The organism is Listeria farberi (assembly GCF_014229245.1).
Lineage (GTDB): Bacteria > Bacillota > Bacilli > Lactobacillales > Listeriaceae > Listeria > Listeria farberi.
Window position 1 is genome coordinate 186,402 of the sequence record NZ_JAARZJ010000004.1, and the last position, 16,424, is coordinate 202,825.

Genomic DNA, 16,424 nt, shown 5'->3' on the forward strand with positions numbered 1-16,424 from the left:
TCCCACTATTTAGCGTTCCATTCTTCTCTCACTTTCATCAAAATCTTGCCTAACCGATTCTTTCCAGAGCCATCTCCACCATCGCCCCAATAATGATCATTTTCCGTATGTTCCACTAAAATAGCATTCTCTGTGGATAAAAGCATTTCTTTCACTTCCGAATGTTGCTCTACTTTTGCTCTGATTGCTTTTAACATCACTTCGTCTTTCATACTTTCCCAGCCTTTTCGCAGTGGGAAGTCTCTATTTCTACCCAATTTTGCTGCATCTATTGGTTTTTTCGTATTAATTACTTTTTTAATAATCTTTTTATCTATAAATTTTTGCGCTTGGAAATAGTGTTCTGTGGTTGGATAAGTCACGCCGTCTATGACAATTGGATGTAAAGAGAAATTAGAGAAACAGCCATAGTCCGCATTTTCACTATAAAAATGGATAACCTTCATTTTGCACCTCCGAGTATTTACATTATGTTTTTTGCAACTTGAGTTTATCTTTCAAAATAACTTTAGCATATATATAGACGCAAATCCATCGCTCTTTTCCACAAAAAAAGACACTGCTTAGTTTCCTAAACAATGTCTTTATAAGTTATTACGGAGAAGGAGGGATTTGAACCCTCGCGCCGCGCGAGCGACCTATACCCTTAGCAGGGGCACCTCTTCAGCCACTTGAGTACTTCCCCAAACTCCACAGGCAGGACTCGAACCTGCGACCGATCGGTTAACAGCCGATTGCTCTACCAACTGAGCTACTGTGGAATTATCTGACTTCCACTAGTATACGCAGAATCCGGCGAAATTGCAAGACTTTTCACGGGTTTTCTGTATAAATTTTCTTGGAGCCAGTTTGGATTAGTTTTCCACCGCAACTGCCACAGCGATAACGGTTCACATTGAATCTACGTTGTCTTAAAAATGACTTTCCGCAGCTTTTGCATGTATATTCATGCATGGTAATTTCACGAGGAATCGCGGCACAAAATCTCGGTGCGTCTACTTTTTTTAATAACTCACGGAAATCTTGGTCACGATGTTGGTAGCCTTTTTTCTCTAAATGAAGGTGATAATGACATAATTCGTGCTTCATAATACCAATAAAATACTCTAAGCCAAAGTTTTCTAAGTATTTTGGGTTCATTTCGATATGATGGCTTTTGAGCAAATAACGTCCCCCAGTGGTTCGTAAGCGCGCATTAAACACGGCTTGGTGGCGAAATTCTTTTTGGAAAAATTGCAGCGACACTTCTTCCATGTGTCGCTGCAATTCTGCTTGATTCATTATTTAACACTTCCATTAGGATTAAGCATAGTTAAAGCAATTCGATTTTTCTTTGTATCTACTTCATCAACCCAGACAGTTACAATATCCCCTACTGAAACGACATCCATTGGATTTTTAATAAATGAATTGCTTAGTTTTGAAATATGCACAAGCCCATCTTGTTTCACGCCAATATCAACAAAAGCTCCAAAGTCAACCACATTTCGAACAGTTCCTTGTAATTCCATTCCTTGTTTTAAATCTTCCATCGAAATAACATCTTGTTTTAGAAGCGGAGCCGGTAGTTCATCACGGAGGTCGCGGCCGGGAGCAATTAAATTATCAATAATATCATGCATCGTCTCTTTACCAATTCCTAATTTTTCTGCTTCTTCTGGAATACTAAGTGCTTGTAGCGCTGCTTTTAAATCCGCGCTCCCAATATCACTTAAGCCAAAACCAGCTGCTTTTACAATTTGTTCTGCTGCTTTATAACTCTCTGGGTGAATAGCTGTTTTATCTAATGGATTTTCACCTTCTAAAATACGTAAGAAACCAATACTTTGTTCATATGATTTTGCCCCAAGACGAGGCACTTTTTTCAATTCTTTACGGGAAGAGAAAGAACCGTTTTCTTCACGATATTTACGGATATTATTGGCGACTGTCTTATTTAAACCAGCAACATATTGTAAAAGGGAAGCGGAGGCTGTATTAACATTGACCCCTACTTGGTTGACGGCCGTTTCAACGACGAAAGTTAGCGTTTCATTTAATCGTTTTTGTGCTACGTCATGTTGATATTGTCCTACGCCAACAGATTTTGGATCGATTTTCACAAGTTCAGCTAGCGGATCTTGCAAACGACGGCCAATCGAAACGGCGCTACGCTCTTCTACTTGGTAATCTGGGAACTCTTCACGAGCAGTTTCGCTCGCAGAATACACACTGGCTCCAGCTTCATTAACAATGCAATAATAAGCATTAGAGTTTGATTCGCGAATAACTTCTACGATAAATTGTTCGGTTTCACGGGAAGCTGTTCCATTGCCAATTGCAATAACCTCTACTTGATAAGTGGTTAAGATTTCCGCAATTTTTTGTTTTGCTTCAGGACGACGCGCTTTTGCTGTATGTGGATAAACTACACCTATTTCTAGTACTTTTCCGGTTTGGTCTAACACAGAGAATTTACAACCTGTTCTAAAAGCAGGATCGACCCCAAGGATGATTTTGCCTTTTAATGGTGGTTGTAAAAGTAATTTGCGCAAGTTCTCAGAGAAAATATGAATAGCTTGTTCTTCTGCTTTGTCTGTTAGTTCCCCGCGAATTTCACGTTCAATTGCAGGACCAATAAAGCGTTTATAGGCATCTAAAATTGCTTCTTCTATATATGGTCGTGTGGCAGAATTGCGGTTTTGAATAACTTTTTCAAAAAGATATTGGAAGATTTTTGTTGTATCTACTTGAACTTGTACACGTAAGATATCTTCTTTTTCCCCGCGATTAAAAGCAAGTATGCGATGACTTGCTACTTTTCCAATCATTTCATTAAAATCGTAGTACATTTCGTAAACGCCTTTTTCATCTGCTTCGGCGTTTTTCGCTTTGGATTCAATCATACCGAATTTCCGAGTAAAGTTACGAATCCATTCGCGGAAGCTAGGTTCATCGCTAATTTGTTCAGCAATAATTTCATGCGCTCCTAGTAAAGCGGCTTCAGCTGACTCTACTTCTTTTTCTTCTGAAATATAGTTTGCTGCTTCTTTTAGTGGATCAGCATTACTCGGGAAGCTCATTAGCCACTCAGCTAGTGGTTCTAATCCTTTTTCTTTGGCAATCGTTGCTTTCGTGCGTTTCTTTTGTTTGTACGGACGATATAAATCTTCGAGCGCTTGGTGTTTTTCCGCTTTGATAATTGCCGTTTTCAGTTCGTCAGTTAGTTTTCCTTGTTCATCTATTAAACGAATAATTTCTTCTTTACGGTTTTCTAATTTTGTTACATATTCAAAAGTTTCTTCAATATCACGAATTTCAACTTCATCTAGGCTTCCAGTCATTTCTTTACGATAACGCGCGATGAATGGAACCGTGTTACCCTCTTCCATTAATTTGATAACAGCATTAATTTGCGCTGGTTTATACGTTAGCGATTTTTGGACTAATTTCATTATTTTATCTTGCATTTGTTCCATACTTGATAGCCTCCAATTATTTCATTATCTATTAAGTGTAACATAATTACGTTTCAACTGACAAAAGCTATCTGTCAAGCTTATTTAAAGCATTTTCCGCATAATGGATCGCATCTTCGGTATGGAAAAAGAAGTGGTCTTCGCCAATTCGGTCGTAAAGTCCACTATCTTTTAAACTTTCTTTCGCTTTATCAGTTAATCCAGCAATCAAAATTTGGCCGCCCTGCTTCGAAAATTCTTTTTCAATTTGGTGGAAATAACCTTCCGCAGTCGCATCAATAATCGGCACTTTTCCCATCCTTAAAATTAGAAATTCCGGTTTAACGTGGATGGCTTTCATAATATTTTGTTGAAAAATCTGCGCTGCTCCAAAGAAAAGTGGCCCACGAATCGTAAAAACACTAATTTTTTCGTGTAAATGAGGAGCAATTTCGGCGCCTTCTGGTTCGATTTCTTCGATTTGTATCGAGCTGCCCATTTGTTTAGCGAATAAAACAACTGCAAGCAATAATCCCACTTCAACAGCTACTGTTAAACTAGCAAAAACAGTTAATAAAAAAGTAATAATGAGTACTAAAGTATCACCCGATTTTAGTTTAATAATATGCTGAAAAGTTTTTCGTTCGCTCATATTCCAGGCAACTAACATTAAAATTGGCGCCATTGCAGCAATAGGAATGTTAACAGCTACTGGAGCAAGTACAAGTAAAGTCAGTAACACGAAAATCCCATGAATCACACCAGAAACGCGACTTGTCGCACCATTATTAATATTAGTTGCTGTTCTTGCAATTGCGCCAGTTGCTGGAATACCACCAAACATCGGTGTGACAATATTCGCGATACCCTGCCCAATTAATTCACGATTACTATTATGTTTTGTATTCGTCATTCCATCTGCAACAACAGCAGAAAGAAGCGATTCAATCCCGCCAAGCATTGCAATAACAAAAGCCGGTCCAATTAGTTTACTCATATTCGCAAATGTCATATCAGGAAATTCAAACGGCGGAAAAGTACTCGGAATATCTCCATACGCCGAACCAATTGTTGGAAGCGCATCCCGGAAAAATAGCATTGCAATCCCGGTCGTAATTACAAGACCAATAAGTGGCGCTGGAATCCTTGGTAAAATTTTTGGAAAAAGAAATAATACAAACATACAAATACAGGAAATTAACACGCTATAGAAATTCCATGAATCTAAGTGTAGCCAGATCTCTTTCATATTTGCTATAAATGATTCATGCTTTTCCATTCCAGTTAATCCAAGGAAATTCCCCACTTGCCCCATAAAAATTGTTACAGCAATCCCTGCTGTAAAACCGATAGTTACCGGGCGCGGAATAAATTTAATTAACGTTCCTAGTTTGAAAATCCCCATTAAACAAAGTAAAACCCCAGCCATCATTCCAGCAACAAGTAAATCCTGATAACCATAAGTTAAGACGATTCCGAGTAATACAGGGATAAATGCTCCGGTCGGTCCAGCTATTTGAAATCTAGATCCTCCAAAAATAGCGACAATAATTCCGGCTACGAAACTTGAATAAATACCATATTCCGGCTTTACTCCTGAAGCAATCGCAAATGACATCGCCAGTGGTAAAGCAATAATGCCCACAATAATACCCGCAAGCAAATCTTTCCTAAACCTTGCCCACGTATAACCTTTTACACTATTCAACCAAACTTTCTTCAATTTGCTCCTTCTCTCTTACTTATATTTTAATCCGCGCGAAAAAACGCAAAGCAAGATTGCTTCACGCTTACTAAGTGATTTTCATCACATGATGAAGTATAAAAAACTAGCGCTCTACTCTAATATACCATAAATTAACTAAGTTCTCCTACACAATACGAAAAAACACCTTTTAAACCATTGCTAGTTTAAAAGATGCTTTTGTTATTCTGGAAATTTGCCAATCATGAAAGTAACATCATCTGTTGGAATGTCTAATATATTTCGTTCGATTAAATGCCCGATTTTCACTACACAAAGTGGTGATTCTAGGCTTTTTCGAACGCGAGAAAGAACAAGCCCATCTGAATGCATCAAAAACTTACTGCCTGGTTTGTATTTATAAGATTGCAACCGATACTTCTGCTTTCTTCCGGATAAAAAGCCAGAGCCAGAAAGCGGAAAAATAAGCTTATCTTCTATGCCAATCATATAAAAGCGGATATTGCCCATACCAGTATAATAAAGTGTCTTCGTTAAGTAATCACCTTTAATAATTGCTATTGCAGCACCACGAAGTCCTGAAACAGCCTGGTTAGCTTTTTCAAGCATATCAGTAATATCTGCATGTATGTCTTCCTTTATAGCATCAACCGTCGCTTTGGCAGCTCTATTCGCTTCCAGTCCACTTCCAAGCCCATCAGAAAGAACATACAAAAAACCATTTTTGTCTTCATGGGTAAAATAAACATCCCCGCAGTATTGTTGTAATGCTTTAGAACGTTGAAATACAAATAAATTATTTGATTCAACCGCCTTGTTCATTTACTCCACTTCCTCATTCTGCAACGCCTCTCGAAGTTTTTTAATAGCTTGACGTTGGATTCTAGACACATGCATTTGTGATATATCGAGTAGTTCGCCGGTTTCTTTTTGACTACGATTTTCAATGAATGTATATTGCAATATCTTCTGTTCTCGCTCATCCAAAACAGGGAGAACTTTTTCTAAAAGCATACGTTGATTTACACGTTCAAACCCATCATCCGTACCACCAACAACATCAAGTAACGTAATCGTACTTCCATCCGAATCAGCTTCAATCGAATGATCTACAGAAAGTGCTTGGTAACTTTTCCCCATTTCCATCGCTTCTAAAACTTCTTCTTCCGTGACACCGATAAAATCTGCAATATCGCTAATTTGCGGTGAGCTTTGTAGTTCTCTTGTTAACTCTTCCACAGCATTCTTAATTTTTGGACCTAATTCTTTAATTCGACGCGGTACATGAACGCTCCATGTTTTATCACGTAAAAAACGTTTAATTTCACCAACAATTGTCGGCACAGCAAATGCTTCAAAGCTTTTCCCAAAAGTCGCGTCATAACGTCTAATAGCACCAAGCAAGCCGATATTTCCAACTTGAACTAAATCTTCGTGAAAAGATTTACCTTGGGAATATTTGCGGGCAATTGATTCTACTAAATTTTTATAATGAACGACTAAATTATACTGAGCATCTTCGTCACCGTTTTCTTGATAAGCGGCAATCCAAATATACACTTTTTCTTTTGCTTCTTTATCAGGTTGAGATACTTTTGGCATTCTCCTCCACCTGCTTTTCATTAATATATTTGGTCATTACGACAGAAACCCCTTCATCGTAATAAAGTTTCACGTCATCCATTAATGTTTCAATTAAAAATAAACCTAGCCCTCCGATACGCATCATCTCCGCATCTTCCCCCACTTCATAAGGACCAATTTCTTGTTTACGGGTTTCTAGGTCGAAGCTTGTTCCGTTATCAGAAACACGAACTTCTAATTTGTCTTCATAAATATGATATTCTACTGTAATTTCACCATCTTCTTCACCTTTAAATGCATGTTTTACGGAATTAGTGATGGCTTCACTTACAGCTATTTTCAAATCTTCAATTGCTTCGTAAGAAAAACCTGCGCGACTTGCAATCCCTGATAATGAAAGTCTACCTAAACTAACATATTCAGGCTTGGCAGGAAGTTGTAAAATAATTTTGTCATGCATTGTTGCCATTCATTTCACCCTCTACATTTTTGATTTCAATGATATCTGACAATCCTGTGATTTCAAACAATCGGAAAAGTCGGTCGCTTAAACCAAACAAGACGAGTTCACTTTGGCGTTGTCGTAAGCTTTTAAAAGCCCCTACGAATACACCTAAGCCAGTACTATCCATATAAGTAACTTCTGTTAAGTCGATTCTAAGTATAATACCCTCTTTTACTTGATACACTTCAAGTGCTTCTTTTACCTTTGGCGCTGTATAAGCATCAATCTCCCCAGCAACAAATATGTCTATGTGGTCAGTATCACGTTCTTTTATTTCTATACTAATATTCATCACTTCACCCCATCTAATTTAAGTATACTGTCGATTTTACCCTAACAAATAAAATTAAAACATTCAAAAATAAAAACGCTCCACTCTTTAAATACGTTTACTCACCAGTAAATGCTCTCTAAAGAATGAGGTACGTCTTTACTTTGAACCTATTTAGTTCGTTTAATACAAATAAGTGTAAAGTCATCATGCAATTCAAAGTTTTGCATTTTGACTAATTGATCATAAATTGCGTGTACCATTTTTTCAGCTGATAATGAAATATGCGCTGCTATAATTTCTGTTAATTCATCTCGTTCGATAAATCCATTTGCTGTTCTAGTTTCAGTCACACCATCTGACATAATAAAAATAGCATCACCAACTTCAATTTTCTTATCAAATTGACGATAAACAGCATTTGAATCTACACCGAGGGGTAAACCTTTGGCATATAAATCAGAAAAGCTGTTTTCTTTATGTTGGTAATATAAACCTAGTTCATGTCCAGCAGAACCATATTCAAACAAATGCGTATCTTCATGATAAAGCCCATAAAACATCGTGATAAACATGTTATCATTAATGTTTTCTTCCGCTACTTGATTCAGTGTTTCTAGAACGATGGATGGCTTTCTATCGTCACCAGTCATCCCTGCTAAAGCATATTTTATCATCGAGATACTAAATGCAGCTGGGATTCCTTTACCAATAACGTCAGCGAGTGCAATACCTATCTGTTTATCGCCTTCTTCTGTAAAGCTATAGTAGTCACCACTCATTTGCCTTGCTGCGACACTTATCACGCCAAAATCAAGTGCATCGTGTTCTGGCACTTCTGTTTTCATTAAGGTTTTTTGCATATCCTCGGCTTGAGCAATTTCACTACGTAATGCTTTTTGTTCTGTTCTTAGACTCAGATGTTCCATATAAGCTAAGCCGTAACCCACCATTATTTCAAGTAAAACGTCAAATGATAATCGTACAAAATCTGGTAACTCTTTTCCGTAAAGTTCAAGAACCGAGCGATGTAAATGGACAATTTCTTCTGGTGATACGCGCTCTTCCATAGCTTCTCTGGATAATTTTTCGCAAGTATAAAGAATTTCTTCATCTTGGTGTTCTAAATATTGAATAAGAATATCACGGTATTTTCCTTCAAAAGCTTTTTCCATTTTTTCCTAGCGCTCCTTACCGAACCCATTTCGTTGTTGTGATTACCGTTCCTCTTGTGTCGCCTTCAATGCTGGATTCAATATCAAAACTGTCCATTAAACGTTTGACTCCTGGAAGACCTGCTCCAAGACCGCCAGATGTTGTATAACCATCTTGCATTACTTTTCTAATATCTACAATTCCTGGACCTTTATCTTTGGCCACAATTATCATTCCTTGTTTACCGGATTCGCTCACTTTTTCGATGCAGATTTCTCCTCGTCCAGCATAAAGGAAAATATTTCTTGCTAGTTCACTAATGGCTGTTGTTATTCGTGCTTGGTCAACTGTTCCAAAGCCAATTTCTTTGGATATTTTTCTACCTAGTTGTCGTGCAGCCACAATGTCCCATTCATTAATTATCTTTACACAGGATTGGAATGTCATGTTCATTCCCCCAATTCCTGTTTAAGTTTTTCCAGACCACTTTCAAGATCCATCGCCGAAAGCACTCCACTAAACGTAATTCCGAGTTCAATTAGTGTAATCGCAACTGCTGGCTGTATCCCAGTTACAACCACTTTTGCACCCATCAGTTTAGACATACTTACTACATCTCCAAGAATTTTTGCAATAAAAGAATCAATAAAATCGATCGAAGTTATATCAATGACTACTCCTCTGGCCGACGTTTCATGGATTTTTGCAAGTAAATCTTCTTGGAATTCTACCGCAGTATGATCATCTAATTCACTCTGGATAGAAATTAATAAACATTCACCTAACTTTAAGATTGGTATCCCCACAGTATTCACCCCTCTTTTTCTACTATCTCTCTGTTCGTCAAGGCTAGCGCACGCTCCATGCCTTTTTTCATTGTGTTGGTCGTGATAATTTGATCTAATTCAATTCCTAAGTTAACGATAGTTTGCGCGATTTCTGGTCTAATACCTACAAGCATTGCCTGACAACCAACAAGTCTAACTGCCTCAGACGCTTGAATAATATGGTGCGCAACCATTGTATCAACAACAGGAACTCCCGTAATATCAATCAAAACCACTTCTGACCGATTTTTTACCACACCTATTAATAAATTTTCTATGATTAACTTCGCTCTTTCTGTGTCAATCGTTCCAATTAAAGGCATTACAGAAATTTTTTCAAATATTGGTAAAAGTGGTGCAGATAATTCCTGTAAAGCACTTTTTTGGATAGAAACTGTCTTTTCCCACGTATCCGCGTAGGCAGTGACCACTTTGTTATACATGGAGGAAAGCCATGTTTCAAAGCGATAATAGGCATCATCTTCTGGTTTTTCTTCTCTTTTTAAGAATAGATCTTCATCTCTCATTGCTGTATATACTAAAAGCCCGAAAACACGCAGGCCTGTGGTGACAAAATGAATTGGCCAACCTAAGTGGACCACTTTTTCTGCAAAATCATCTAGTTTTTCATTAAACTTCGAACCATTTTCAGTAATATTCGATACAATCAAATCCACGAATTCTTTGCTTGTTTCTTCGTACATCGGTTCTTGAGCGATGTCATTAATAAGCGGATCCGATTGGTTCTCCATTTCATTCATCCAATTATTTAGTAAGTCTTTTTTATTTGTACGGATGAAGTTTGCAAAATCTTTATACATCAGTTATTTTCCAACCTTTCTCCATTATTAACAAAATTTTCTCTATTATTATGCGGTTTGATTAACTATTCTTTAAAAAAAGACATTAGAAACAAATTTAGCGAATAGGTTAATTACGCGTTGTTTGTAGGTTTCTGATGCCCTTTCTACTTAGCTAGATTAGTTAATTATTTTCTTATGTATTAAATATCTTTTTTACGTCAGACCATTTGTCCTGCATTCATCATTATATGTTATTTCATTAGGATGGTTTAGAATTCTACTACTCCTAGACTGACTTCAAGTGCCTGATTTACCTTGGCCATTAATTCCTCGTCCAAATGTGTAATTTTGTCTGTCAGGCGTTGTTTATCAATCGTTCTAATTTGTTCTAATAGAATGACAGAATCTCTTTCAAAGCCGTCTTTACGAGTAGCTTCCACATGTGTTGGCAACTTCGCTTTTTGAATTTTTGCAGTTATTGCTGCCACAATCACAGTTGGACTGAATCTATTACCAATATCATTTTGAATGATGAGAACAGGCCTTATTCCCCCTTGTTCGCTTCCGACCACGGGGGAAAGGTCCGCGTAGTAAACGTCACCACGCTTCACCATCAGCCATTAACCTCCTAAAATACTAATATTCCTGTCTTCTGCTTCTGCTTCGACATGAGTACACTCGCACGCGATAGCGAAATTAATTGTTGCCATTTCCGCATAGCCGCGTTCCATCTCATCTCTTAATTCACGAGCTCTTTTCTCCTGTAAAAATTGTTGCGTTGCTTCCATTATAACTTCACTCCGCCCCATTTTTTCTTTTTCTACAACTACGTCGAGTTCTTGTACCATTTCCTGTGTCAGTTCTACGGATATTATCATCCGCTTTTCTTTCTCTAACACGTGTCACACCCCCAAAGCCTCGTACCTGTAAGTAACAACTATATCGTACCATTATCACGCCATGAAGAAAAGAGTTATTTCGCATTTTATTGTTAAGAATGTTACAGTTTTAGCTAAGGAACTCCCTTAAGTCCTATATATAGCTATAAAGTTTCATATGTTAGATTATAAACGTTTCTCTTAAAAAAAGCACGAATATTACCTTCTAATTGATGTATTTCCTTGGTATTCGCTCAGTTAATAAACAAGTAACTTCATAATTAATTGTGCCTAAATATTCTGCCGCATCATCTGCTGTTACTTTATTGCCTTTATCTGTTCCAATTATCGTTACTTTTGAACCAGTTTGAAATTCACGAGGAAGTTTTATGATAGTTTGATCCATACAAATCCTTCCGATAATTGGTGCCAACTCTCCTTCTACTAAAACATGAAAACCGCTGTAATGGCGAATAAGTCCATCTGCATAACCAATCGGTAACGTGGCGATCCATTCTTTTTCGGTAGCTGTATAAGTTGCACCGTAGCTAACACTATCGCCTGGTGCAAGTTCTTTTACATGAACCATTTCCGTATAAAGTGCAAGTGCTGGCTTAAGTTCAAAGGGTAAACTACTTTTAATTTCTGTGGAAGGTGTTAAACCATACATCGAAATGCCAAAGCGAATAGCGTCGAAATCAATTTGCGGTTGTAGCAATGAAGCTGCTGAATTTGCTGTATGAACAAATGTCGGACGTGCTGTTAAACTTCTTAAAACAGCTTGAAATTTTGCTAACTGTTGTTCAAAATAACTTGTTTCTAATTGATCAGCTGTCGCAAAATGCGTATAAATACCCTCAAAAATCATTTGATGATTTAACGCTATGGTTGTTTCGATTCGCTGTGCTTCTTCTCTACTACGAATACCAAGACGCCCCATGCCACTATCTACTTTTAAATGAATCCGGAGTGGTGCATCTAAAGTTAAATCATCCAACCAATCTTCTCTAAAAACAGTAACCGAGATATTATTTTTAGCAGCAAGATTGGCGTCTTCTTTTCTAGTTGCCCCTAAGACGAGAATAAATTCATTTCGAAACCCAGCTTCTCTTAATGCAAGAGCTTCATCTAAAATAGCGACACAAAAACCTTTTGCTCCTGCTTCTTTCGCTATATTGGCTGTTTCAATAATGCCATGACCGTAAGCATTCGCTTTTACAACGGCCCATAGTGCTACATTATCTGGTAATCTACTTTGCTCATTTTTTATATTTTCGCGAATTGCTGCGCGGTCAATTTCAATCCATGTCGGACGGTGCCAGCCTGTTACCACTATCGTTCACTTTCCTTTCTATTGTTCAATTATCACTTGAGCTGCGGCTGATCTGGCTGTATGGGTAATGCTCACAAAAACAGTTTCTCCTTGTTTTATTGGCATCGTTACGTGAGGTCGCCCATCTTCTACTTGTAAAATTTCTACATCAGTAAAACTTAAATGTTTACCAAATCCAGTTCCATTAGCTTTCGCATAAGCTTCTTTCGCTGCGAAACGTCCTGCTAAAAACTCAATTTTACGGCTACCTTCGTATTTTTCATATTGCTTAGCTTCTTTTTCTGTTAAGATACGTTCGATAAAACGTGGGTTCTTTTCGACCGCTTGCTTTACACGGTCTAAATCAATCATATCAAGTCCAATTCCTTTTATCATGTTACACCTCTTCTAAAAAATCTGCTAATTCAGTAACAGCAGTTTGTGCTCCAGCTATACAGTCAGGAATCCCCACACCTTCGTAACTCATACCTGCAAAATAAACACCTGGATAGTCTGTCTGGATGTTTTTTTTCAATTGTTTAAGACGGTCTTGGTGATCTACTAAATACTGCGGCATAGCTGATTTCATTCGACTTACTTCATAAAAAAGTGGTGCGGCATGTAGGTCCATTATTTCCGCATAGTCCGTTAGTACAGCAGTTACGATTGCTTCATCACTTGCTTGCTCTAGCCAAGATTCACCAGCTTTACCAACAAAGCCACGTAATAACATTTTATCTTTTGGTACCATGTGAGGCCATTTTTTTTGCACCCAAGTACAAGCAGTTGTTTTATACGGCGCGGTTCGAGCAACTAAATAACCTGTTCCATCCGGCAAAATTGGTACATCTTTTTCGTCGTAAGCTAACGAAACGGTCGCGAGTGTCGTTAGTGGTTGTCCTGCAAAAGGTGCTGTGGTTGTTTCTGCTAACAAATGAATCAGCGCATCATGTGTTGCTGCAATAATTACACCATCTGCTTCTTTTTTATCTCCATCAGCAAAAGAAATTTCATAAGAAGTATTTTTTTTCGTGATTTGTGTTGCTTGTTTTGCTGTATGCAAGTTTTCAGTTGGCAGAGCGTCAGCAATCGCTTGTGGTAAACGGTCTAAGCCTCCTTCTAACGTTCGAAAGGCGCCAATTGTTCCTTTTGTGCCAGTTGTTTGCATACCACTCTCCTTCAAACCATCCATCAGATTACCATATTTTTTAACGGTTTGTTCAAATTGCGGAAATGTAGCGCGCAAACTCATTTTGTATATATCACCTGCGTAAATTCCTGATAAAAGAGGTTCAATGATTGTTTTCACTAATTCCTTACCGAAACGTGCTTCAAAGAATTCACCAAGTGGCTGATCTGTTTCTTGATTATTTGGTGCGATTGTTGGTTCTTGGAGTGCGCGCGCTTTGCCTATTTCAGAGATAAGTGTGCTAGCTAGAAGTGCTTCTTTATCAGTTGGAATTCCCATCACAGAACCTTCTGGAATTGGATGAAGTGCTTTTTGATGATAAATATAAGACCTTCCTGTCGCATTGGCAATTAGTTTATCTTCGAGCCCTAAGTCCTTCACTAAGCCTACTCCAGCTGGCTTTCTAGCTAAAAAGGAATCTGGACCTTTTTCAATTATAAATCCGTCTCGTTTAACCGTTTCAAATTTCCCGCCAAATTTTTCGTCTTTTTCAACTAATTCCCACGTATAATTCGGATGTGTTTTTTGTAGTTCATAAGCTGCTGCAAGCCCCGATAAGCCGCCTCCGATAATGACTATATGTTTCACTACTTAACCAATCCTCTCTATCTACTATTCGTTTATTCTTTCTATTTTACCAGATTTCCGGATAATTGAACAAAAAATAAAAGAACAGCCACTTCCAAAAGTGCAGTTGCTCTGTTCAGCATGCTTTTGGAAATAGCATATTCTTTTTAATTCAATGTTTTTGATGGGCTATACCAGTTATAAACTTTAATAGCCAAATCTTGATTGATATAGCGAACATAAGCCTCGGCACTTGTACTGCCTGATTTCAGCCAGACATTTAAGTGTCTTGACCCACCTTTTTCCATCCAAATGCTTTGTCTCAAGCTTAAACCTTGGATTCGTTCTTTGCGGATAATATGGGTTAACTTGGAAAAAATAGGACGCGATTGAACAATGAGTGTGCGCTTATCAGTGAAAACTCCAGTCGCGCGGTAGCTGGCTATCGCTTTTACCCCAGCTAAAATTGGCAAAATAATACTAATTAAACCGAGCGGAAAAAATAAGATACTTGCTACAGCAGTCGGGATAATTGTCCAGATTAAGTAAATCTGTAAAAATCTACGCAAACTAGCTTTTGGAGGGCGTTCCATTTCTTCTATTTCAAATAAATAATCTGGTAGTATGTCTTTTAACGTTTTTAAGGCCAACTCTTTTTTCATGATTGGCAAAAGCAAAATGTCTCCGGATAGTTTTTCATCGCCTGAGTTACCAGCAGTAGTAACTTTGACCGCAACTAAGCCGAGCATTTGTCGCAGCGGTGATTCGATGATGGTAATTCCCTGAATCCGGGCAAGCGATATAGTTGTATGGTTTCGCTCTAATAAGCCTTTTTCCACGACAAGGGAATTGGGGTATTTCATTAGTTTGAATTGGAAATATTTGAAAAGGGTCGTAACAATCGAGATGCCCCATAATACTAAGAGAATCAAAACGATTAAGATAATTAGTACGATTATTCCCATTTTCCATAATTGTTCTGCTTGAGCTTCCATCCAATCTGTCGGAATAACTTCGCGGAATTGTTGCATGAACGCTAGGACGATTAGGAGTGTTCCGAAAACCCCACCTGACGTTACGGCCATTAATATGAGTTGTTTCGTTTGTAACATCACCGTTTTTTCTGGTGCTTCTTCCGTCTCAACTACTTCTACCTCAGGCTCTTCCGTTTCTTTCACTTCATCTTGTATGGCTGCTTTTTTCCCGTCGCGTAAATCTTTCAATTCGTCAACTACACCAACAGGAACGGCGACTAAATCGGCTTCTGCTTTTCCATTACCACCAGCTGTTTCGATTAAAATTTGGCAGACATTAAATGGGATAAAGAAAAACCATTGTTTCTTTTGGACGGTTTGAATGCGTTCATATGGTATGTATGTATTTTTTCGGAAAATCAAACCGTATTTAATACGAACCCCTTGGTCTTCAAGAGTGTATTTGTATGTTAAATATTTTAAAACCGCGGGGGTCAAAATGAGCAATATAACGATGACAATGATTAAATATACAGCCCATTCCGGCAAATAACCGTTACTATTAATCGCGCGAAAAACAGAAAACAAACCGACGACGATAGGAACAATATTTCGCCTTATATTTGTGATTATTTCTTTAATTAGGGCGATTGGGTGGAGGCGTCTTTCTTCAAACATCTTCTTTCGCCACCTTCACAAGTTCAAGGATATGATGTCTAAGCTCATCTGACTCGGACTCGTTTACCGCTTCAATCTTATGTGTTTTTGCAGCGGTTGTAATCGATAAGGAAACCAATTTTTGTCTTCTAAGTAATGGACCTTGCTCTGTCTCCACATGTTGAATCCGAATCATCGGAATTAACACACGACTTCTAAAAATAATACCATGCTGAATTTCCATTTCGTCTGGTTTAATTTGATAGCTCCACCGCGCAAAACGAAACGGAATAATGAATAAGTAAATGAAAGCCGCATAAAGAGCGGTCAAACCAAAGCCAATTGCGCTCCACCACACCGAAGCTCCTGCATAATACAAAATAATTGCTGCCGTTACTGAACAAATGAAAAAAGTAAAAATAGCAATTCCTTCTGTTTGCCGCCACACTGTTTTAATTTTCTCTGGCAATTTCTTTTCTAAATTTTCAAGTTCCATTACTCTACTCCTTTTTTCTTTTATCTTACGTTAAAACCATCCAAATTGGTAGCGATTTTTTAAA

The 16,424-nt window shown here is 37.9% G+C and carries 19 protein-coding genes and 2 tRNA genes; all 21 read right to left on the reverse strand.

The window, feature by feature from the left end; translation table 11 throughout:
- Positions 1 to 5 precede the first annotated feature (5 nt).
- Positions 6 to 446 carry a riboflavin biosynthesis intermediates N-glycosidase gene (gene ybiA, locus HCB45_RS05335; protein WP_185318328.1) on the reverse strand — a complete coding sequence of 147 codons (441 nt, stop codon included), beginning with the start codon at positions 444 to 446 and terminating at the stop codon, positions 6 to 8.
- A gap of 151 nt (positions 447 to 597) precedes the next feature.
- A tRNA-Ser gene (locus HCB45_RS05340) sits at positions 598 to 685 on the reverse strand.
- Between the two features lie 3 nt (positions 686 to 688).
- A tRNA-Asn gene (locus tag HCB45_RS05345) sits at positions 689 to 761 on the reverse strand.
- Between the two features lie 52 nt (positions 762 to 813).
- Positions 814 to 1,281 carry a SprT family protein gene (locus tag HCB45_RS05350; protein ID WP_185619130.1) on the reverse strand — a complete coding sequence of 156 codons (468 nt, stop codon included), beginning with the start codon at positions 1,279 to 1,281 and terminating at the stop codon, positions 814 to 816.
- Positions 1,281 to 3,458, reverse strand: coding sequence for a Tex family protein (locus HCB45_RS05355; protein ID WP_185619132.1), 2,178 nt, complete (start codon positions 3,456 to 3,458; stop codon positions 1,281 to 1,283). Before HCB45_RS05355 ends, HCB45_RS05350 begins: the two co-directional genes overlap by 1 nt.
- Positions 3,459 to 3,525: 67 nt before the next feature.
- Positions 3,526 to 5,160 (reverse strand): SulP family inorganic anion transporter, encoded by a 1,635-nt coding sequence (locus HCB45_RS05360; protein ID WP_185619134.1) that lies wholly within the window; start codon positions 5,158 to 5,160, stop codon positions 3,526 to 3,528.
- A gap of 204 nt (positions 5,161 to 5,364) precedes the next feature.
- A complete protein-coding gene (locus HCB45_RS05365) occupies positions 5,365 to 5,964 on the reverse strand; it encodes a PP2C family serine/threonine-protein phosphatase (RefSeq protein WP_185318324.1) in 600 nt (199 codons plus the stop codon).
- Positions 5,965 to 6,744: an RNA polymerase sigma factor SigB gene (gene sigB / locus HCB45_RS05370; protein WP_003761316.1), complete on the reverse strand. Its 780-nt coding sequence runs from the start codon at positions 6,742 to 6,744 to the stop codon at positions 5,965 to 5,967. It abuts the gene before it with no gap.
- Positions 6,722 to 7,195 (reverse strand): anti-sigma B factor RsbW, encoded by a 474-nt coding sequence (gene rsbW / locus HCB45_RS05375; protein ID WP_185318323.1) that lies wholly within the window; start codon positions 7,193 to 7,195, stop codon positions 6,722 to 6,724. The genes sigB and rsbW overlap by 23 nt, the downstream gene beginning before the upstream one ends.
- A complete protein-coding gene (rsbV, locus tag HCB45_RS05380; RefSeq protein ID WP_185318322.1) occupies positions 7,179 to 7,523 on the reverse strand; it encodes an anti sigma b factor antagonist RsbV in 345 nt (114 codons plus the stop codon). The genes rsbW and rsbV overlap by 17 nt, the downstream gene beginning before the upstream one ends.
- Positions 7,524 to 7,672: 149 nt before the next feature.
- Positions 7,673 to 8,677 carry a PP2C family protein-serine/threonine phosphatase gene (locus HCB45_RS05385; RefSeq protein ID WP_185318321.1) on the reverse strand — a complete coding sequence of 335 codons (1,005 nt, stop codon included), beginning with the start codon at positions 8,675 to 8,677 and terminating at the stop codon, positions 7,673 to 7,675.
- A 16-nt stretch (positions 8,678 to 8,693) separates the two neighbouring features.
- Entirely contained in the window at positions 8,694 to 9,104 is a 411-nt protein-coding gene (locus HCB45_RS05390; protein ID WP_010990667.1) for an anti-sigma regulatory factor, read from the reverse strand.
- Positions 9,105 to 9,106: 2 nt separating this feature from the next.
- The gene (rsbS, locus tag HCB45_RS05395) at positions 9,107 to 9,463 is read right to left on the reverse strand and encodes an RsbT antagonist protein RsbS (RefSeq protein WP_003721457.1); all 357 of its coding nucleotides are present in this window, start codon (positions 9,461 to 9,463) and stop codon (positions 9,107 to 9,109) included.
- Between the two features lie 5 nt (positions 9,464 to 9,468).
- Positions 9,469 to 10,305 carry an RsbT co-antagonist protein RsbRA gene (rsbRA, locus tag HCB45_RS05400; RefSeq protein ID WP_185318320.1) on the reverse strand — a complete coding sequence of 279 codons (837 nt, stop codon included), beginning with the start codon at positions 10,303 to 10,305 and terminating at the stop codon, positions 9,469 to 9,471.
- Between the two features lie 251 nt (positions 10,306 to 10,556).
- Positions 10,557 to 10,904, reverse strand: coding sequence for a type II toxin-antitoxin system PemK/MazF family toxin (locus HCB45_RS05405; RefSeq protein ID WP_010990666.1), 348 nt, complete (start codon positions 10,902 to 10,904; stop codon positions 10,557 to 10,559).
- 3 nt (positions 10,905 to 10,907) lie between these two features.
- Positions 10,908 to 11,186: a CopG family ribbon-helix-helix protein gene (locus HCB45_RS05410; protein ID WP_003761302.1), complete on the reverse strand. Its 279-nt coding sequence runs from the start codon at positions 11,184 to 11,186 to the stop codon at positions 10,908 to 10,910.
- 205 nt (positions 11,187 to 11,391) lie between these two features.
- Positions 11,392 to 12,498: an alanine racemase gene (gene alr / locus HCB45_RS05415; RefSeq protein ID WP_185619136.1), complete on the reverse strand. Its 1,107-nt coding sequence runs from the start codon at positions 12,496 to 12,498 to the stop codon at positions 11,392 to 11,394.
- A gap of 18 nt (positions 12,499 to 12,516) precedes the next feature.
- Positions 12,517 to 12,873 (reverse strand): holo-ACP synthase, encoded by a 357-nt coding sequence (gene acpS, locus HCB45_RS05420; RefSeq protein WP_185318318.1) that lies wholly within the window; start codon positions 12,871 to 12,873, stop codon positions 12,517 to 12,519.
- Position 12,874: 1 nt separating this feature from the next.
- Entirely contained in the window at positions 12,875 to 14,254 is a 1,380-nt protein-coding gene (hemG, locus tag HCB45_RS05425; protein WP_185619138.1) for a protoporphyrinogen oxidase, read from the reverse strand.
- A 146-nt stretch (positions 14,255 to 14,400) separates the two neighbouring features.
- Positions 14,401 to 15,885, reverse strand: a complete 1,485-nt coding sequence (locus HCB45_RS05430; protein WP_185619140.1) for a PH domain-containing protein — start codon at positions 15,883 to 15,885, stop codon at positions 14,401 to 14,403.
- On the reverse strand, positions 15,878 to 16,360 hold the full coding sequence (locus HCB45_RS05435; RefSeq protein ID WP_185318315.1) for a PH domain-containing protein: 483 nt from the start codon (positions 16,358 to 16,360) through the stop codon (positions 15,878 to 15,880). The genes HCB45_RS05430 and HCB45_RS05435 overlap by 8 nt, the downstream gene beginning before the upstream one ends.
- Between the last annotated feature and the right edge of the window lie 64 nt (positions 16,361 to 16,424).